Here is an 18,577-nt window from a genome sequence, read left to right as displayed (position 1 = left end):
GTGTTATATTTATTCATGAGGTGAGACCTTTATATGTTTTTAAAAAGGATTGAATTAAATGGTTTTAAGTCTTTTGCCGACAAGACTGCATTAGACTTTGTACAAGGCATCACTGCTGTTGTAGGTCCAAATGGAAGTGGGAAAAGTAACATCTCTGATTCCATACGTTGGGTGTTGGGAGAACAAAAAGCCAAATCCTTGCGTGGGGGTAAAATGGAGGATATCATTTTTGCTGGTAGTGAGTTAAGAAAACCTGTAAATTTTGGTGAAGTTTCACTTACATTGGATAATACAGATGAGAAGTTATTGCTTGATTTTAGTGAAGTTACAGTGACTCGACGCATACACCGGAATGGAGATAGTGAGTATTTTATAAACAAACAAGCTTGTCGATTGAAAGACATTATAGAGCTTTTTATGGATACAGGTATTGGTAGAGAAGCTTATTCTATCATTGGACAAGGTAAAATTGAAGAAATTTTAAGCAACCGTTCAGAAGAGAGAAGAGGAATTTTTGAAGAAGCTTCAGGCATTGTAAAGTTTAAAACTAGAAAAAAAGAATCAGAAAGAAAATTGGCTGAAACTGAACAAAACCTGCTTAGAATTTACGATCTTATTGCTGAATTAGAAGATCAAATCGAACCTTTGCAAAAGCAATCTGAACAAGCAGTTTTATATAAAAAGTTAAAGGAGCAATTAAAAGCACATGACATTTCCCTTTATGTGTATAAAATTGAAGAAGCACATCAACATTGGGAAGCATCCTCACAAACTTTAAAGCAATTACAAAACAAACAAATTGAACTTTCCACAATTGTAAATCAACATGATGCAACGATTGAAAAAGACCGCATAGTTGCAAAACAACTAGAGGATGAATTGGATGCATTGCAAAATACCTTATTAAACCTTAGTGAAGAGGTTGAAAAAAGCGAGGGTTTTGGTGAGGTTCTTAAAGAAAGACAAAAAAATCTATTACAGCAAAAAACACAACATGAAATTTTAGTAATTGAAAAAAACCAACGTCATGAAAATGTACAAAATGAGCAGTATTCATTTGAATCTAAATTAGAGCAAATCCTACATCAACTTAAAGAAGCTGAGCACAACTTAGAAGAAAAGCAAGAACATTTATTAGGTATTACATCAGAGTTGAATATTGACTCAGATGAACAACTGCAAGAAACACTGTTAAAAGTAATTAATGAAATTGCACAAAGTCAAAATGAAATTAGTAATATTAGTCAACAACTAAGAATGAATGAAGAGAAGAAAGAAGAACTACAACGATTACATAAACTTTTGATTGAACAACATCATGAGCTTCATACTAATAATGAGGCAACAATAGCCTCCTTAGAACAAGTACAGAATCAAATTAATGATACGAAAAATAAATACTATCAAATCAGTGAGCAGGTTAAGAAGAAACAAAGATTACTGGAAGATATTTTATTAACTATACAAAAATGGCAGCAAAAATTAAATTCTTTAATTTCAAGAAAAGATACTTTCAAAGAAATGGAAAATGATTTTGATGGGTTCTTTCATGGTGTTAAAGAAGTACTAAAAAAGAGGGGACAAACTTCTGGAGGGTTAAGTGGTGTTCATGGAGCAGTGGCTGAATTAGTAAAAGTTCCTGCTAGATTAGAAACTGCAGTTGAGACAGCACTTGGAGGTGCTCTCCAGTTTATTGTCATGGAGAACGAACAAGACAGCAGACAAGCCATCTCTTACTTGAAACAGAGAAAGTTGGGTAGAGCTACATTCTTACCAATAGATATTATTAAACCTCGCACCATTTCTCAAAATGAAATTCATAAAATGAATAAAAATAAAGGTTATATCGGTATTGCGGCTGACTTAATACAATTTGATTCTTCTTATTCATCTATTGTTTCTAATTTATTAGGTCAGGTAATTATTGCTGATAGCTTAGAGGATGCCAATCGAATTGCTGCTTCTTGTTCTTATCGGTTTAAAATAGTAACTATAGATGGTGATGTTGTTAATGCTGGCGGTTCTATGACTGGTGGAAGTAAACAAAAGAAAAATACGAATCTCTTAGGTCGTAAAAGACAAATTGAGGAATTGGAACATCAAATTACAAATTCAGAAATTCAACTTGATCAATTACAGGAAAAAAGCAAAAATGTAAAGCAGGAAATTTCTAAAACTTCATCAGAACTTGAAGAGTTACGAACGCTGGGAGAACAGTTTCGTTTGCAGGAACAGAAAATACAATCAGAAATTCATCAGTGTCAGCAACAAATGGAGCATAAGGAATCACAAATTTCTTCAAATCAATTAGAGCTTGAACAATTATTACAAAAATCAGAGGAGTTAATTGAAAAAGAAAAAAGGGAACAAATGAAATTAACAGAATCTTTACAAACTGAAGAAAAAATACAACAAGTGATGAAGGAAGCAGAAGAGAGTAAAAAAACAAAACAATTTATAAAAGATGAAGTACAGAATGAATTAACGGATTTAAAGGTTAGAGTAGCTTCTATTACACAGGAGAAACAAGCCACTATGGAGCAGTTGCATCGTTTTCAACATGAGTTAACGCAGTTGCAGATAGAAATGAATGCAAATGATCAAACCAAACTACAGCTTGAAGCAGAGAGTGAAAAAAATGAAAGAGAGTATGTAGAACAACTTGAAAAATTAAATCTGCTTAAAATAAATAAACAAGAATGCAGCAACCAAGTTGCTTTTAAAAGAAAAGAACGTGCTGATGGATTACAGATGATAGAATTAAAAGAAAATGAAACAAAAGAACAAAGATTAGCTTTGAAACAGACAGAGGATAAATTACATCAAGTAGAAGTAAAAGTGAATCGGTTGGATGTAGAGTTAGAAAATTTATTAAATAAACTTTCTGAAGACTACGAACTCAGTTTTGAATTGGCAAAACAAAAATATTCTCTTCCTAATGATGTTGTTGAAACGCAAGAAATGGTAAAGCAATTAAAAAGAAAAATTACTTCGTTAGGTGAGGTGAATTTGGGTGCCATTGACGAATTTGAACGAATTCATAATCGATTTGAATTTTTGACTAAACAACAACAAGATCTTATTGAAGCCAAAGATACACTTTATCAAGTGATAGAGCAATTAGATGAACAGATGTCACAGCGTTTTATTACAACATTTGAAGATATTCGCAAAAACTTCGTTGTTTCATTTTCGAAGTTGTTTGGTGGTGGGAGAGCAGATTTAATATTAAGTAATCCAGAAAATTTATTAGAAACAGGTGTAGACATCGTTGCACAACCCCCTGGGAAGAAACTGCAAAATCTACAATTGTTATCTGGTGGAGAAAGAGCTTTAACAGCAATCGCTTTATTATTTGCAATATTACACGTGAAACCTGTACCATTTTGTGTATTGGATGAGGTAGAAGCCGCACTCGATGAAGCGAATGTTACTCGTTTCGCTGAATACTTAAGGGAATTTTCTTTACAGACACAATTTATTGTTGTTACTCATCGTAAAGGGACGATGGAAGAAGCTGATGTGTTATACGGTGTGGCTATGGAAGAAGATGGAGTATCTAAATTAGTTTCAGTTCGATTGGATGAAGAGGAGGATGGATTTTTCTCTGCATCATAAAGTAATATAAGAAGGAGGATATTTATGAGTTTTTTTAAAAAACTAAAAGATAAAATTTCTAAAAAAACAGAAGACGTAACAACTAAGTTTAAGGATGGGTTAAGTAAAACGAGCACTGCATTTACTGAAAAAATAGAAACATTAGTTCTTCGTCGTAAGAAAATTGATGAGGATTTTTATGAAGAGTTAGAAGAAATTTTAATTGGGGCGGACGTAGGCGTTAATGTAGTGATGGAGTTGATTGATGAGCTACGTACGGAAGTGCGCAAAAGAAAAATCGAAGATGCAGTTGACTTACAGCCAGTTCTTTCAGAGAAACTCGTAGAATTGTTATCTGGGAAAGAGGATAACAGCTTAAATATACAAGAGAGCGGTTTGACGGTTATTCTTTTTGTTGGAGTAAATGGAGTAGGAAAAACTACAACGATAGGGAAAATGGCCCACCGTTTTAATTCCGAAGGAAAAAAAGTTTTGTTAGCTGCAGGAGATACGTTTCGTGCAGGTGCGATAGAACAGCTTGAAGTTTGGGGAGACCGTGTTGGTGTAGATGTTGTGAAACAACAAGCAGGTTCAGACCCAGCAGCAGTTATTTATGATGCATTACAAGCAGCTAAAAAAAGGGAAGCCGACATTTTGCTTTGTGATACAGCAGGTAGATTGCAAAATAAAACAAACTTGATGGAAGAACTCAATAAAATATATCGTGTTATAAAACGTGAGGTTCCAAATGCTCCCCATGAAGTATTACTTGTATTAGATGCAACAACTGGACAGAATGCCCTTAGTCAAGCCAAATTATTTGGAGAAAAAACAGGTGTTACAGGTTTAGTACTAACTAAACTGGATGGAACAGCTAAAGGTGGTATTGTAGTAGCAATCCGAAATGAAATGGATATTCCAATGAAGTTTGTAGGTTTAGGAGAACAAATGGATGATTTACAGGAATTTGACTCAGAGCAGTTTGTTCACGCATTGTTTGCAGGGTTGATTAAAGATGAAGAGAAAAGAGAAGTAGAGGAATCTGTGGAATAAATAGCAAATATAAAATGACGGATGTTATATCGTATGATATAACATCCGTTCTTTTTAAACCGAATAATTAAGCTGCGAACTTATATAGTTATCACCTTTTTATCATGAATTTCATTTTATGAATTGATAACAGAAGTTGGAGAGGTGATGATATGAGGAAAGATTTAGTCACGATGTATAGAGGTATCCGTGTTCCTAAAAAAAAAGCAGATGAAATTAGAGAATATATCCTTCAAAATGGTATTTTCCACATGTGCAATAACAAGGATCATCCCTTTGAATTGAAATATCATCCTATCAAGTAAAATCACTTGACATTGTTTCTTAAATCCTTTATGATAATTAAAGTTTGACTGTAAGGATATATTCCTTGACAGAAGGAGAAGAGAATATGTCTGCTGAAAAAATGTTAGAAAAAACAAATCGAATTAATCTGTTATTTGATTTTTATCAAAACTTACTAACCGAGAAGCAGCAAACATACTTAAAGTTTTATTTTCAAGATGATTACTCATTAGGAGAGATTGCAGAGCAATTTCAAATTAGTAGACAAGCTATATATGAGCACATTAAACGGGCGGAACAAGTGCTTGATCAGTATGAAAGCAAATTACATTTAGTTTCGAACTATATAAAGCGAAATGAATTAATAAATCAATTAAATGATTACATTTTAGATTTAAATGACAATGATCAAATGTTAGACATTATACAAAAAGTTAGAAAAATAGATGAGATTTAATATTAAGGATTGGGGGGTGAAGGTGAATGGCTGCTTTTGAAGGATTATCAAATAGATTGCAAAATGTTTTTGGAAAGCTAAAAGGAAAGGGAAAGGTTTCTGAAAATGATGTAAAAGAAGCAATGCGTGAAGTAAGACTTGCACTTCTTGAGGCTGATGTAAACTTTAAGGTTGTTAAAGATTTCATTAACAAAGTAAAAGAAAAAGCAATCGGGCAAGAAGTGATGAAAAGTTTTACGCCTGGTATGGTCATCATCGATATCGTTAATAAAGAACTAACCTCATTAATGGGGGAAACACATAGTAAATTAAATAAATCCAATAAACCTCCAACAGTGATTATGATGGCAGGTTTACAAGGGGCAGGTAAAACAACCACAACTGGAAAACTAGCGAAATACTTACAAAAACAAAATCATAAACCACTCTTAATAGCAGCAGATATTTATCGTCCAGCGGCAATCAAACAGCTTCAAATTTTAGGAGAACAAATAGATACACCTGTATTTTCACTTGGAGATAAAGCCAATCCTGTAGAAATTGCAAAACAAGGTTTACAGCAAGCAAAAGAAAATCACAATGATTATGTCATCATTGATACAGCGGGACGTTTGCATATCGATGAAGACTTAATGAATGAGCTTAAGGATATTAAAGAAACTGTTAAACCAGATGAGGTACTGCTGGTTGTAGATTCCATGACGGGTCAGGATGCTGTGAACGTGGCAGAAAGCTTCAATCAACAGCTTGAGTTAACTGGAGTTGTTTTAACAAAATTAGACGGTGACACTCGAGGTGGTGCTGCGCTATCTGTAAAAGCTGTAACAGGCAAACCTATTAAATTCGCAGCAATGGGTGAAAAAATAGATGCATTAGAACCTTTTTATCCTGATCGGATGGCTTCTCGAATACTTGGTATGGGGGATATGCTTAGTTTGATTGAGAAAGCACAAACCAACATCGATGAAGAAAAAGCCAAAGAAATGGAACGTAAGATGCGTAAGGCTGAATTTACATTTGAGGATTTTCTGGAGCAAATGGAGCAAGTTAGAAATATGGGTCCACTTGATCAAATTATGGATATGATGCCTGGTATGGGTAAAATGAAAAATATGAAAAATCTGAATGTAGATGAAAAACAGTTAGGACGTGTAGAAGCAATCGTTAGATCCATGACAACAGAGGAAAAACGAAAGCCAGAAATTTTAAATGCAAGTCGTCGTAAACGAATAGCATTAGGGAGTGGAACCTCTGTAAAAGATGTCAACAGATTATTAAAGCAGTTTGAAGATATGAAAAAAATGATGAAGCAGTTTTCCACTATGATGGGTGGACAAGGTAAAAAAGGAAAAAAGCCCAAGTTAGGAAAAGGATTCAAATTTCCTTTTGGATAGGAAGTGTATTATACTAAAATAATTTTGTTATTTTGTTAAGGAGGTGAAAACATAATGGCAACTCGTATCCGTTTAAAACGTATGGGTGCTCACAAAGCACCGTTTTATCGTGTAGTAGTATCTGATTCTCGTTCTCCTCGTGATGGACGTTTCATCGAGGAAATTGGAACATATAACCCGTTAACTGAGCCTGCAACTGTTAATATTAATGAAGAGAAAGCACTTCAATGGCTTGGCACAGGTGCAAAACCTTCTGATACTGTACGTAATTTATTCAGTAAAGCAGGAATCATGAAAACTTTTCATGAGCAAAAGCTTCAAAAATAATATCTTCATACGGAGGGGCTTTTTATGAAAGAGTTAATTTTAACGATCGTAAAGGCATTAGTAGACCATCCAGAAGATGTTCATGTGAATGAAGTACAAAAAGATCGTGAAACAGTTTATCAATTATCTGTCCATAGCGATGATATGGGGAAAGTTATCGGTAAACAAGGTCGGATCGCAAAAGCGCTTCGTACAGTTGTATCATCTGCAGCTGTAAAAGATAAAAAACGTGTATACATTGATATTATTCAATAAGGTTAGGGGAACTATTTTTCCTAACCTTTTTTTATAGATATATTTACTTCCCTAATTATGGGTATATTAATGATGAATTTCTGTAGATGTTTAGGAGTGAATGATATTGGAGGAAAATAAAAAATACTATAGAGTAGGTAAGATCGTTAATACTCACGGTTTACGTGGAGATCTCAAAATTATCTCAAAGTCTGATTTTCCTGAAGTTCGATTTAAAAAAGGAAGTAAGTTATATGTCTCTCTTGAAAATGAAAATAAATACGAAGCTATGATTGTGGAAAATGCAAGACCTCATAAAGAAGTATTTATTGTGAAGTTTAGAGATTTTAATGATATCAATGAGGTTGAAAAATTAAAAAATCACATAATATATGTTTCTGAGGATCAACTTGTTGAACTACCTGATGAGGAGTATTATTTTCATGAAATTATAGGATGTAAGGTGTTTTCTGAAGAAAATGAAGAGCTTGGTGAAATTACAGACATATTAACAACTGGTGCGAATGATGTATGGGTAGCCAAACGAAAAAAAGGACAAGATTTGTTAGTTCCTATTATAGATGATGTTTTATTGAGTGTGGATGTGAAAGAAAAAAAGGTTATCATTCGATTGATGGAAGGAATGTTATAATCATGAAGATCGATGTTTTAACCTTATTTCCGAATATGTTTAGTGGTGTTTTTAATGAAAGTATACTTGGCAAAGCAAATGATAAGGGAATTGTCAATTTAAATACTATTAATTTTCGTGATTTTGCTAATAATAAACATAACACAGTTGATGATTATCCATACGGGGGCGGAGCTGGGATGGTATTAAAACCAGAGCCCATTTTTTCTGCGGTAGAAAACCTGATAACAGAAGGTGAAACAAATACTAAAATCGTTTTAATGTGCCCGCAAGGTAAAAAGTTCGATCAAAAAAAGGCTGAGGAGCTTTCCAAAGCTCAACATCTTATTTTTATCTGCGGTCACTATGAAGGTTATGATGAAAGAATTAGAGAACATTTAGTTACAGACGAGATATCTATCGGTGATTATATATTAACAGGAGGAGAAATTCCTGCAATGGTTGTCATTGATAGTGTTGTACGACTACTTCCTGGTGTGTTAGGGAATGAAACCTCTGTTGTAAGTGATTCGTTTAGTTCAGGGCTGTTAGAATACCCGCAATATACAAGGCCCGCTTCATTTCGAGGACTAGATGTACCTGATGTATTATTATCAGGTCATCATAAAAACATTGATGAGTGGAGATTAAAAGAATCTATACGTAGAACTTTGGAACGTAGACCAGAGCTTTTTGAAAAAATGAAATTAAGTAAGGAACAATTAAAATACATAAATGAACTTAAAGACCAAAGTACAAAAGAATAAAATTACATTGAGTTTTTAAGCATGATATGGTAAAATACATTCTGTTGTGATTGACTAAGGTGGTCCTCTGCTCGTAGAACATATAGGATTATTTCTATATTATAGACGGTATGAACATCTGTTTGGAAGGAGGAATTAACTCATGAATATTGTTAGAGAAATTACACAAGATCAATTACGTCAAGATTTACCAAGCTTTCGTCCTGGTGATACTTTAAAAGTACACGTGAAAGTAATCGAGGGATCTCGTGAACGTATTCAGGTATTTGAAGGTGTAGTGATCAAAAAACGTGGTGGCGGAATTAGTGAAACGTTTACAGTAAGAAAAATCTCTTACGGCGTTGGGGTTGAAAGAACATTTCCTATAAATTCACCTAAAATTGATAAAATTGATGTTGTTCGCCGTGGTAAAGTTCGTCGTGCTAAGTTGTATTACTTACGTGCTCTTCGCGGTAAGGCAGCAAGAATTAAAGAAATTAGAAGATAAAAAAGAAGGGGGGCTTGCTAAAACAAGTCCCTTTTTTTATCAGTTAATTACTCAACGACTATCTTATTATTTTTAAGGTTATTCAATATATTCTTACAAGTAGAAAGGTCATGGATATGGAAGAAAAAATAGATAATGAAAAAACAAAACAAGCAAGTTCCTTTATGAACACATCTTGGGAATGGGTCAAATCCATATTAATTGCAGTAGCATTGGTTGTTATTATTCGTTCTTTTTTATTTACACCAACCGTTGTGTCTGGGCAATCAATGGAACCAAGTTTTTTTAATAATGATAAGTTAATCGTTAATAAGATCCTTTATACTATTCGTGAGCCTGAGCGCGGTGAAGTGGTTATATTTAAAGCAAATCAAGAACAAGATTTTATTAAAAGGGTTATTGCTCTACCAGGTGAAACGGTGGAAGTCAAAGGTGATGAAGTATTTGTTAACGGCGAACGATTAGACGAGCCCTATATTAAAGAAGAAATAGAAAAAGCCAAACAAAATGGTGGGAGTTATAATAATTTGAATTTTCCTGAAGCTATTGTTCCAGAAGGCACAGTTTTTGTAATGGGAGATAACCGCCCCAATAGTCAAGATAGTCGAAGAATTGGTTTCATTTCATATGAGCAAGTTATTGGTCGTGCAGACTTAGTGATTTGGCCTTTACAGGATCTAGGAATTGTATCACATGAGGTTGGTGAATTACAATGACCATTCAATGGTTTCCTGGACATATGACTAGAGCACGGAGACAGATTGAAGGTAAATTAAAACTGCTTGATGTCGTGATTGAATTATTAGATGCTCGAGTTCCTCTGTCCAGTCGAAATCCAATGATTGATGAAATATTAAAGGATAAACCTCGAATTGTTCTTTTAAATAAAGCAGATTTAGCAGATTCTTCTGTTACTTCTGAATGGGTAAAATATTTCAAAGAAAAAAATTTAGATGCCTTACCTATCGATTCAATTTCTGGAACACATGTACAAGAAATATTGCCTCGATCAAAGCAGTTAATAAAGAATAAAATTGATGCCCAATTGAGAAAGGGTATTAAACCTCGAGCTATCCGATCATTAATTGTTGGAATTCCTAATGTAGGTAAATCTACATTGATTAATCGTTTAGCAGGAAAAAAAATAGCTGAAACAGGAGATAAACCGGGTGTTACAAAAGCGCAGCAGTGGATCAAAGTTGGCTCAGAAATGGAATTATTAGATACGCCAGGTATTTTATGGCCAAAATTTGAAGATCAAAATGTAGGGATGGGATTAGCAGCAACGGGTGCGATTAAGGAAACATTATTACACCTAGATGACGTAGCATTTTATGTTGTGAAATATTTTCTTGAAAATTATCCTGAACGACTAAAGGATAGATATGATATTAAATATATTCCCGAAGATTTAGATGATCCAAATGAAATTGTAACTGTTATGGAAGATATCGGACAAAAACGTGGCTGCATTAAACGTGGAGGAATCATTGATCTTGAAAAAACATCAAGTATCATTATAAGGGAAATGAGAGCCGGCACCTTAGGTAGATTTTCATTGGAAACTCCGGAGAAAATGAATGATTAGTTATGAAAAAACTTATTGGCAGCAGAACAAACAATACATAGCAGGCATTGATGAGGTTGGCAGAGGGTGTTTATTAGGTGACGTTGTGGCTGCTGCTGTTATTTTACCTATAGATTTAGTAATTGAAGGGATTAATGACTCTAAAAAACTAAGTCCTAAAAAAAGAGAAATATGTTATGAAAAAATTATGGAAAAAGCATTAGCCATTGGTATAGGCAAAGTGGATGCAAACAGAATAGACAACATAAATATAAAACAAGCTGCACGTTTAGCAATGGAACAAGCCGTTGAAAATTTACCCATCCAACCAGATTTTTTATTAATAGATGCTGAGAAAATTAGTACTCCGATCCCTCAGTTAGCACTCATCAAAGGGGATCAACTAAGTCAGTCTATAGCTGCTGCTTCCATAGTTGCAAAAGTGACAAGGGATCGAATGTGCTTGCAGTGGGATATGGAATATCCAGAATATGATATTGCTAAGCACAAGGGTTATGGAACAAAGCTACATAGAGAACACCTTACAAACTTTGGTCCTTGTCCAATACATAGACAGACTTTCCTTAAAAATATCATTAACATACAACAAACCCTTTTTTAAAGCAGTTTTAAACGTATGAAATTTATAACAAACAGTAATAAAATATGTACATAATTGAGTCCTAAAGTTAAAAGTGAATGATCCACTTATATTTTTGGGCTTTTTTATTTGTGAACTGGGAATAATCTTCAAGGGTTCTCTACACTTATGTGTGTATTTTACCGATAATAATTGGATAGGCTTACTAAGATTAATTGGGGAGATTATTATGAATTTAAGTGTTTTAATGCGTAATTTTTTAGGAGATTTTAAAATATCAGATAGTAAAACTCTTCAGTTAAAAGAAGGACAGATTGTGAAAGGCCTGGTGCTTCAGCTTTTGAACAATCAAGAAGCATTAATTCAAATTAATGGTATACAATTAAAAGCGAAATTAGAAATTGCATTATCACCAGGGGATCATAAGTTGTTGCAAGTACAACCAAAAACTCCAGGTGGCTTATTGCTTTTGAAATCCGTTGAACAATCTGTATTTCCTAATGCAAATGAATCAGTAACACAGTTATTAAATGTACTTAATATAAAGAACACAACGTTGAATAGAGAATTGATACAAACCTTACATAAAGAAGAAATTCCTCTTACTAAAGAGAATATAACACAGTTTCAATCTATCATTTCTAGTTCTAAGGATCGTAATTTAATAAAAAAATCCTTACAATCAGCGATTTTTCTGTTTAATAGAGGTTTACCTATGACTGAAACCACAATGGAAGCAATCCGGCAAATACAGCATGGAAAACCGCTACACGAGCTTATACACCAATTATATAAATCAGTGGCTGAATTCAAATCGAATTTACAAACAATAAAAGAACCTAAGCTTCAAGCAGATTTGTTAGTTAAATCCAATCTAAATCCCAATAATCAATCTAACGTATCTGTAATTTCTAACCAACCCAATATGGTTTCTTTGAAGTTATTAGTAAAATTACAGAATATGATGAAAAGCATAATGGTCCAGCAAGAGATTTCCGAGGTGATAAAATCTAATAATACTCAATCACCCGATGATAATAAGAACTTTGGTATTACTAAACCTGTTCAAAAGATGAATGCAGAGAATCCTGTTTTTCATCAATCAGAAATTAATGTTCAAAGAACAGAACTTTCATCTTTATATTTCAATAAACAAAAGTCCGCAGAATTATCTAATCAACAAAGACCTGTGGGATATATGACACAAGATAGTCAGTTGAATGAAAATTGGATTGCTCGATTTATTAACAGTCTTGGATTAGACTATGAGAAACAATTAGTAAATTCGATAAAAACATTTGAGTTTATATCAAATAAAATGAATCAATCTGTTATGAAAAATGCTAGTTTATTTGATTTAGAAACTTCCAATAACTTTCAAAACCTTAAAGGTTTAATGTTACAGTTATTATCTGCTGATGATCTTCCGAATCATATTAAAGAACAATCACTGCAGCTACTCAATCATATTACTGGACAACAGCTATTCTTAACTTCCAATCGCTCAGATATTACGACTCACTTTACTATTTTCATTCCTATTTACAATGATAGCGGAGGTCAGACTTCTTCGGTCAATATTCAAAGCCGTTATAATAAAAATGGTGAGTTAGATGTTAATCATTGTAGTTTATGGTTCGATTTAAATATGAAAACATTAGGTGAAACATTAATAGATGTCCAAGTTGTTAGCAATATGGTCAGCATACAAATTCATAATGATCATCCTAAAACAAAGGAGTTAATAGATTCGGGAATTGTGAAACCTATTATTGAAAGTTTGGGATTTCAATTTCTTTCCTTAAAACATTTCCCTATTCCAGAAAAGCAAGGAAAGTCAAGTGAAAGACATAACACAAGAGACTATATTAATTCTGCATATAAGGGGGTAGATGTTCGAGTATGATTAAAAAAGATCTAAAAACAGCAAAAGCTGTAGCTTTAAGTTATACATCTGAGAAAAATGATGCACCTGAATTAAAAGCTAAAGGAAAAGGTTTAGTCGCAGACAATATTATAAGAGAAGCAAAAAATTATGGCGTTCCTATTCAAGAAGATGCTTCCCTAGTAGAAGTTTTATCAAAATTAGAAATAAATGAAGAAATTCCCGCAGAATTATATCAGCTTATTGCTGAGATTTTTACAATGGTTTACAAGGCGGATCAAAAAGCAAAAATGATGAAAGTATTTAATTCATGAACAAAAATGTAAAGAATCAAAGATTAAAAATCGGACAAATAGGTGAACAATTAGCTGTTAAATATTTAAAATCAAATAACTATCATATTATAGAGACGAATTGGAGGTGCAAATTAGGAGAGATAGATATTATCGCTTATAAAAAAGATACTCTTGTTTTATTAGAAGTAAGAACAAGAAGAGATACAGGGAGGTTTGGTACTCCTCAGGAATCTATTGATTATAAAAAGCAAAACAAAGTCCGTTCAGCTTCACAGGTGTTTCTTCTACAAAATAATAAATTAAATGCAAAAATTAGATTTGATGCCATTTGTATATTATTAAATAAGAAGGGTGACACTTTGCTGTCAATTGACCACATAAAAAATGCATTTTAATTGCTATTTAAGTATCAGACTGTATGAAATCTTCGATCTAATGTACGATATTGGATAGCTTCAGCGATATGTTCACTTTTAATATGTGTTTGTTCATCTAAATCGGCGATCGTTCTAGCTGTTTTTATAATTCGATCATACGCCCGAGCACTTAATCCAAGGGCTTCAAATGAAACTTGTAAAAGCTCTTTTGCATTTGAATCCAATTTGCAATGTTCATAAATTAAAGATCCGTAGGTTTCCCCGTTAAAATGGATATCTGTATGTTGATATCTTTTACGTTGAATTTTTTGTGCTGCCTCAACACGTTCTATCATTTCAGCAGAAGACATTTGTTTTTCACTAGATGTTATGATGTTATAATCCATTTGTAGAACTTCTACATGCAGGTCAATTCGATCCAGCAACGGTCCTGAAATTTTAGATCGATATTGATTGATTTTGTGGGCACTGCAAGAGCAAGAATTTGATTGGGAATCAGATCCTAAATACCCACAAGGACAGGGATTCATAGCTGCTGCTAATATAAATTGTGAAGGATAAGTATATACGGCTTTGGATCTGCTAATTGTTATTTCCTTTTCTTCTAAAGGTTGTCGTAAAACTTCAAGAACATGACGATGAAATTCAGGAAACTCGTCTAAATACAATACCCCTCTGTGAGATAAACTCACTTCACCAGGTTTAGGTATACTCCCACCACCAATTAATCCAGCTTGAGAAATCGTATGATGTGGAGATCTAAAAGGACGTTTTTTCATAAGTTCTTGGTTATTTTTAAGTTTATTAGTTATACTATATATTTTTGTTACTTCAAGTGCTTCTTCGTTTGATAACATTGGTAAAATACTCGTTATTCGCTTCATTAACATGGTTTTACCAGAACCCGGAGGACCAATAAGCAAAATATTATGCATTCCAGAGGCAGAAATCATTAGAGCCCTTTTCTACACTATCTAATGCTGACCATCTTAAATGCTCAGACATCTCTTGATTTTGTACATACGTCGGATATTCTTTTTGGTTTAAATCATTCAAGTGAGATATAGGAATAACTTTACAATGCTCAATTAAGGCTGCTTCGGATGCATTATTTTTTGGTAAAATGACTTGGTGTAACCCTTGTTTATGTGCATAATCTACCATTGGAAGCACTCCAGGAACAGCTCTTAAAGTCCCGTCTAAAGCTAATTCTCCAATAATGAGTGTTTTAGATAAGTTTTCTACTTGGAGTTGATGACTTGCCACAAGAATGCCTAGAGCGATAGCTAAATCAAAAGAAGATCCTTCTTTTCTAAGATCTGCAGGGGCTAAATTAATTGTGATACGTTGAAGTGGAAATACAAAACCACAATTTTTAATGGCGGCTCTTACACGTTCTATGGATTCTCGAACAGCAGAATCAGGAAGACCTACAATATGAAAAACGGGTAAACCATTACTTAGATCAACTTCAACCTCTATTATTTTACCATCGATTCCATGTAAACAACTACTTAATAATTTTGCATACAAAAAAAACACCCTCCTCTTCTTATATCATGATAAAACAATAGAAAAAGGTGCTTCCATTTTTCCTGAATTTTCTTATTTATTATAATAAACACCATTATATTCTGCAAGTATTTCTTGTATTTTCCATTCCATAAAAATTAATCTAATAAAATTAAAGTTAGGTAATTATTCTTTCAAAACTACTATATTAAAGTGGATTTAATAAAACCAACTGTTTTGAAATATTTTTAATGAGGGATGGACATATTATAATTGAGGTGATAAAAATGGAAGAAAAACCATATTTTTGTCCAAACTGTCGTGCAAATCGAATTAAGTTTAACTTAATTGCTTCCACATCTTTACAAATGTTAAAGAACGCTTATTCTGGACAGATCGTTGAACAAGAAGAACCTACCTTGATTGAGGAGTCTGAACCAATGATTCAATGCAGAGTATGTAACTATAGCGGCAACGAAATGCGTTTTATCAAACAGGCTGAGCGGGAACCTAGATTTGAAAATGCAACTACATCTATGGATTGATTTGATTTGCGTAAAAGATAGATTTTTAGCACATGAAATTTATATTACTGAAATGAAAAAACCGTCCCTTGGACGGTTTTTCCATGCGACATAAATTGGCATGCACACCTAAACTGACAATTCCCGCACTGTCTTTGCCTTTAAGGACATTCGACAAGTTTCTTTATTGAACAATAGTGATAAATTTTTTTTATACCTACTTTAAAAAAAATGATATTGGTATGATTCGTGTGTTTTTTTAAAAGTAAGGTAATTGTCAAAAAAAAATGGTACAATAGTTTAGGATTTGTGATAAGGACTATATAAACCTGCTCCAATATATGGTTCTAATAGAGAATCGTTAATAAATAGACAAAATTGTCGACACTTTATTAAGGTGAATTTTGATAGGAGGAAAATAGAATGAATATCCATGAGTATCAAGGGAAAGAAATCTTGAGACAGTATGGTGTAGCGGTTCCAGAAGGGAAAGTTGCTTTTACTGTTGATGAAGCTGTGGAGGCTGCTAAAGAACTTGGAACATCTGTGAATGTTGTAAAAGCTCAAATACATGCAGGTGGAAGAGGTAAAGCAGGCGGTGTTAAAGTAGCAAAAAATTTAGATGAAGTACGTACATATGCTGGAGATATTTTAGGTAAAGTTTTAGTAACACATCAAACAGGACCTGAAGGAAAAGAAGTGAAACGTTTGTTAATTGAACAAGGATGTGATATTCAGAAAGAATATTACGTAGGAATCGTTGTTGACCGTGATACAGGTAGAGTTGTTATGATGGCATCTGAAGAGGGTGGTACCGAGATTGAGGAAGTTGCAGAAAAAACACCTGAGAAAATCTTTAAAGAAGTTGTAGATCCTGCTGTAGGTTTACAAGCATTCCAAGCTAGAAAATTAGCTTATTCTATAAATATCCCAACTAAATTAGTGAATAAAGCCGTAAAGTTTATGATTGGTTTATATACTGCTTTTGTTGAAAAAGATTGTTCTATTGCAGAGATCAATCCATTAGTTGTTACAGGTGACGGAAATGTCATGGCGTTAGATGCTAAATTGAATTTTGATTCAAATGCATTGTATCGACATGCTGATATATTAGAATACCGTGATTTAGATGAAGAGGATGAAAAAGAAATTCAAGCTTCTAAATTTGATTTAAGTTATATTGCATTAGATGGGAATATTGGTTGTATGGTTAATGGTGCTGGTCTTGCTATGGCAACGATGGATATCATTAAACATTATGGTGGAGACCCTGCTAATTTCTTAGATGTTGGGGGCGGTGCAACAACTGAGAAAGTCAAAGAAGCTTTTAAAATTATTTTATCTGACGATAACGTAAAGGGTATATTTGTAAATATCTTTGGTGGAATCATGCGTTGTGATATCATCGCTAATGGAGTTGTTCAAGCAGCTAAACAGATTCAATTAGACCGTCCTTTAGTTGTTAGACTTGAAGGTACAAATGTAGAACAAGGAAAAGAAATTTTAAATCAATCTGGTTTAAATATAGTAGCTGCAGATTCAATGGCAGATGGAGCTCAAAAAATTGTGGAATTAGTGAAGTAAAATCCATCCATATTATAATAATTTAGAAAGGATTTGAAAATGCGATGAGTATTTTAATAAATAAAGATACAAAAGTCATCACACAAGGGATTACCGGATCTACGGGTATGTTACATACAAAAGGTGCATTGGATTATGGAACACAAATGGTCGGCGGTGTGACTCCTGGTAAAGGAGGAACAAAAGTAGATATTGAACTTGAAAATGGAAATACAGCTTCTTTACCTGTATTTAATACAGTAATGGAAGCCGTTACAGAAACAGGTGCAACAGTATCCGTCATTTATGTACCTCCTGCTTTTGCTGCCGATGCGATTATGGAAGCCGTTGATGCTGAAGTAGAATTAGCTATTTGTATAACAGAAGGTATTCCAGTTTTAGACATGGTTAAAGTACAAAAATATATGGAAGGTAAAAAGACGCTTCTCATTGGTCCAAATTGTCCTGGATTAATTACACCTGATGAATGTAAAATAGGTATTATGCCAGGATACATACACACTAAAGGTCATGTTGGTGTTGTATCAAGAAGTGGAACGCTTACTTATGAAGCAGTACATCAATTAACGACTCGAGGTATTGGTCAATCTTCAGCAGTAGGTATTGGCGGAGATCCAGTAAAAGGAATGGAGTTTATAGATGTCTTAGATCGATTTAATGAAGATCCTGATACTTACGCTGTAATTATGATTGGAGAAATTGGCGGGACTGCAGAGGAAGAGGCTGCGCAGTGGATTAAAGAAAACATGAAAAAACCTGTTGTTGGTTTTATTGGTGGGAAAACAGCCCCTCCAGGAAAAAGAATGGGTCATGCAGGTGCCATTATTTCAGGTGGTAAAGGAACTGCTGCTGAAAAAACTGCAACATTAGAAGCTTGTGGAGTGAAGGTAGCTCCAACACCTTCAGATATGGGTGCTACATTAGTAACTGTTTTAGAAGAACATGGACTTTTAGAAAAGTGTATAACTAAATAATAAATGTAAAAAAACCTTCTATATC

General features: G+C 33.6%; 19 protein-coding genes and 1 pseudogene. 19 read left to right on the top strand and 1 reads right to left on the bottom strand.

Annotated features, from left to right (window positions below; genetic code table 11):
* Positions 1–33 precede the first annotated feature (33 nt).
* The 16 genes from smc (at position 34) to ERL59_RS11490 (ending at position 13,976) form a co-directional block, all read left to right on the top strand.
* Complete coding sequence (smc, locus tag ERL59_RS11565) at positions 34–3,618, top strand: chromosome segregation protein SMC (protein ID WP_160646382.1); 3,585 nt, start codon at positions 34–36, stop codon at positions 3,616–3,618.
* Positions 3,619–3,642: 24 nt separating this feature from the next.
* Positions 3,643–4,650, top strand: a complete 1,008-nt coding sequence (gene ftsY, locus ERL59_RS11560) for a signal recognition particle-docking protein FtsY (RefSeq protein ID WP_160646381.1) — start codon at positions 3,643–3,645, stop codon at positions 4,648–4,650.
* Positions 4,651–4,802: 152 nt separating this feature from the next.
* Positions 4,803–4,955, top strand: coding sequence for a hypothetical protein (locus ERL59_RS11555; protein ID WP_160646380.1), 153 nt, complete (start codon positions 4,803–4,805; stop codon positions 4,953–4,955).
* A gap of 86 nt (positions 4,956–5,041) precedes the next feature.
* Complete coding sequence (locus ERL59_RS11550) at positions 5,042–5,392, top strand: putative DNA-binding protein (protein ID WP_160646379.1); 351 nt, start codon at positions 5,042–5,044, stop codon at positions 5,390–5,392.
* 26 nt (positions 5,393–5,418) lie between these two features.
* Positions 5,419–6,786, top strand: a complete 1,368-nt coding sequence (gene ffh, locus ERL59_RS11545; RefSeq protein WP_160646378.1) for a signal recognition particle protein — start codon at positions 5,419–5,421, stop codon at positions 6,784–6,786.
* Positions 6,787–6,840: 54 nt separating this feature from the next.
* Complete coding sequence (gene rpsP / locus ERL59_RS11540) at positions 6,841–7,113, top strand: 30S ribosomal protein S16 (RefSeq protein ID WP_160646377.1); 273 nt, start codon at positions 6,841–6,843, stop codon at positions 7,111–7,113.
* A 24-nt stretch (positions 7,114–7,137) separates the two neighbouring features.
* Positions 7,138–7,368, top strand: a complete 231-nt coding sequence (locus ERL59_RS11535; RefSeq protein WP_160646376.1) for a KH domain-containing protein — start codon at positions 7,138–7,140, stop codon at positions 7,366–7,368.
* A gap of 106 nt (positions 7,369–7,474) precedes the next feature.
* A complete protein-coding gene (gene rimM / locus ERL59_RS11530) occupies positions 7,475–7,999 on the top strand; it encodes a ribosome maturation factor RimM (protein WP_235929867.1) in 525 nt (174 codons plus the stop codon).
* 2 nt (positions 8,000–8,001) lie between these two features.
* Complete coding sequence (gene trmD / locus ERL59_RS11525; protein ID WP_160646374.1) at positions 8,002–8,745, top strand: tRNA (guanosine(37)-N1)-methyltransferase TrmD; 744 nt, start codon at positions 8,002–8,004, stop codon at positions 8,743–8,745.
* Between the two features lie 142 nt (positions 8,746–8,887).
* Positions 8,888–9,232, top strand: a complete 345-nt coding sequence (gene rplS / locus ERL59_RS11520; RefSeq protein ID WP_160646373.1) for a 50S ribosomal protein L19 — start codon at positions 8,888–8,890, stop codon at positions 9,230–9,232.
* 110 nt (positions 9,233–9,342) lie between these two features.
* The gene (lepB, locus tag ERL59_RS11515; RefSeq protein WP_160646372.1) at positions 9,343–9,948 is read left to right on the top strand and encodes a signal peptidase I; all 606 of its coding nucleotides are present in this window, start codon (positions 9,343–9,345) and stop codon (positions 9,946–9,948) included.
* The gene (gene ylqF / locus ERL59_RS11510; protein WP_160646371.1) at positions 9,945–10,820 is read left to right on the top strand and encodes a ribosome biogenesis GTPase YlqF; all 876 of its coding nucleotides are present in this window, start codon (positions 9,945–9,947) and stop codon (positions 10,818–10,820) included. Before lepB ends, ylqF begins: the two co-directional genes overlap by 4 nt.
* Positions 10,813–11,421, top strand: a complete 609-nt coding sequence (locus tag ERL59_RS11505) for a ribonuclease HII (RefSeq protein ID WP_160646370.1) — start codon at positions 10,813–10,815, stop codon at positions 11,419–11,421. Before ylqF ends, ERL59_RS11505 begins: the two co-directional genes overlap by 8 nt.
* Before the next feature lie 208 nt (positions 11,422–11,629).
* A complete protein-coding gene (locus ERL59_RS11500; protein WP_160646369.1) occupies positions 11,630–13,306 on the top strand; it encodes a hypothetical protein in 1,677 nt (558 codons plus the stop codon).
* Positions 13,303–13,599 carry an EscU/YscU/HrcU family type III secretion system export apparatus switch protein gene (locus ERL59_RS11495; RefSeq protein ID WP_160646368.1) on the top strand — a complete coding sequence of 99 codons (297 nt, stop codon included), beginning with the start codon at positions 13,303–13,305 and terminating at the stop codon, positions 13,597–13,599. The genes ERL59_RS11500 and ERL59_RS11495 overlap by 4 nt, the downstream gene beginning before the upstream one ends.
* Positions 13,596–13,976: a YraN family protein gene (locus ERL59_RS11490; RefSeq protein WP_160646367.1), complete on the top strand. Its 381-nt coding sequence runs from the start codon at positions 13,596–13,598 to the stop codon at positions 13,974–13,976. Before ERL59_RS11495 ends, ERL59_RS11490 begins: the two co-directional genes overlap by 4 nt.
* Positions 13,977–13,990: 14 nt before the next feature.
* On the opposite strand, the pseudogene ERL59_RS21675 reads toward ERL59_RS11490, so the two are convergent.
* Positions 13,991–15,491 (bottom strand): annotated as a pseudogene (locus tag ERL59_RS21675) (YifB family Mg chelatase-like AAA ATPase).
* A gap of 266 nt (positions 15,492–15,757) precedes the next feature.
* Between ERL59_RS21675 and ERL59_RS11480 the strand changes: the two are divergent.
* From ERL59_RS11480 to sucD, 3 genes are all read left to right on the top strand, one after another.
* Positions 15,758–16,015: a hypothetical protein gene (locus ERL59_RS11480; protein WP_160646366.1), complete on the top strand. Its 258-nt coding sequence runs from the start codon at positions 15,758–15,760 to the stop codon at positions 16,013–16,015.
* 402 nt (positions 16,016–16,417) lie between these two features.
* A complete protein-coding gene (gene sucC, locus ERL59_RS11475; protein ID WP_160646365.1) occupies positions 16,418–17,578 on the top strand; it encodes an ADP-forming succinate--CoA ligase subunit beta in 1,161 nt (386 codons plus the stop codon).
* 44 nt (positions 17,579–17,622) lie between these two features.
* On the top strand, positions 17,623–18,552 hold the full coding sequence (gene sucD, locus ERL59_RS11470; protein WP_160646364.1) for a succinate--CoA ligase subunit alpha: 930 nt from the start codon (positions 17,623–17,625) through the stop codon (positions 18,550–18,552).
* Positions 18,553–18,577 lie beyond the last annotated feature (25 nt).

The organism is Chengkuizengella marina, assembly GCF_009910845.1.
GTDB classification, from domain to species: domain Bacteria; phylum Bacillota; class Bacilli; order Paenibacillales; family KCTC-33759; genus Chengkuizengella; species Chengkuizengella marina.
This window is presented reverse-complemented; position numbering and strand designations above follow the sequence as displayed.

Bases quoted from the DNA above. Each gene is read 5' to 3' on its own strand.
- smc (WP_160646382.1), top strand. From the start codon at position 34: ATGTTTTTAAAAAGGATTGAATTAAATGGTTTTAAGTCTTTTGCCGAC.
- ftsY (WP_160646381.1), top strand. From the start codon at position 3,643: ATGAGTTTTTTTAAAAAACTAAAAGATAAAATTTCTAAAAAAACAGAA.
- ERL59_RS11555 (WP_160646380.1), top strand. From the start codon at position 4,803: ATGAGGAAAGATTTAGTCACGATGTATAGAGGTATCCGTGTTCCTAAA.
- ERL59_RS11550 (WP_160646379.1), top strand. From the start codon at position 5,042: ATGTCTGCTGAAAAAATGTTAGAAAAAACAAATCGAATTAATCTGTTA.
- ffh (WP_160646378.1), top strand. From the start codon at position 5,419: ATGGCTGCTTTTGAAGGATTATCAAATAGATTGCAAAATGTTTTTGGA.
- rpsP (WP_160646377.1), top strand. From the start codon at position 6,841: ATGGCAACTCGTATCCGTTTAAAACGTATGGGTGCTCACAAAGCACCG.
- ERL59_RS11535 (WP_160646376.1), top strand. From the start codon at position 7,138: ATGAAAGAGTTAATTTTAACGATCGTAAAGGCATTAGTAGACCATCCA.
- trmD (WP_160646374.1), top strand. From the start codon at position 8,002: ATGAAGATCGATGTTTTAACCTTATTTCCGAATATGTTTAGTGGTGTT.
- rplS (WP_160646373.1), top strand. From the start codon at position 8,888: ATGAATATTGTTAGAGAAATTACACAAGATCAATTACGTCAAGATTTA.
- lepB (WP_160646372.1), top strand. From the start codon at position 9,343: ATGGATATGGAAGAAAAAATAGATAATGAAAAAACAAAACAAGCAAGT.
- ylqF (WP_160646371.1), top strand. From the start codon at position 9,945: ATGACCATTCAATGGTTTCCTGGACATATGACTAGAGCACGGAGACAG.
- ERL59_RS11505 (WP_160646370.1), top strand. From the start codon at position 10,813: ATGATTAGTTATGAAAAAACTTATTGGCAGCAGAACAAACAATACATA.
- ERL59_RS11500 (WP_160646369.1), top strand. From the start codon at position 11,630: ATGAATTTAAGTGTTTTAATGCGTAATTTTTTAGGAGATTTTAAAATA.
- ERL59_RS11495 (WP_160646368.1), top strand. From the start codon at position 13,303: ATGATTAAAAAAGATCTAAAAACAGCAAAAGCTGTAGCTTTAAGTTAT.
- ERL59_RS11490 (WP_160646367.1), top strand. From the start codon at position 13,596: ATGAACAAAAATGTAAAGAATCAAAGATTAAAAATCGGACAAATAGGT.
- ERL59_RS11480 (WP_160646366.1), top strand. From the start codon at position 15,758: ATGGAAGAAAAACCATATTTTTGTCCAAACTGTCGTGCAAATCGAATT.
- sucC (WP_160646365.1), top strand. From the start codon at position 16,418: ATGAATATCCATGAGTATCAAGGGAAAGAAATCTTGAGACAGTATGGT.
- sucD (WP_160646364.1), top strand. From the start codon at position 17,623: ATGAGTATTTTAATAAATAAAGATACAAAAGTCATCACACAAGGGATT.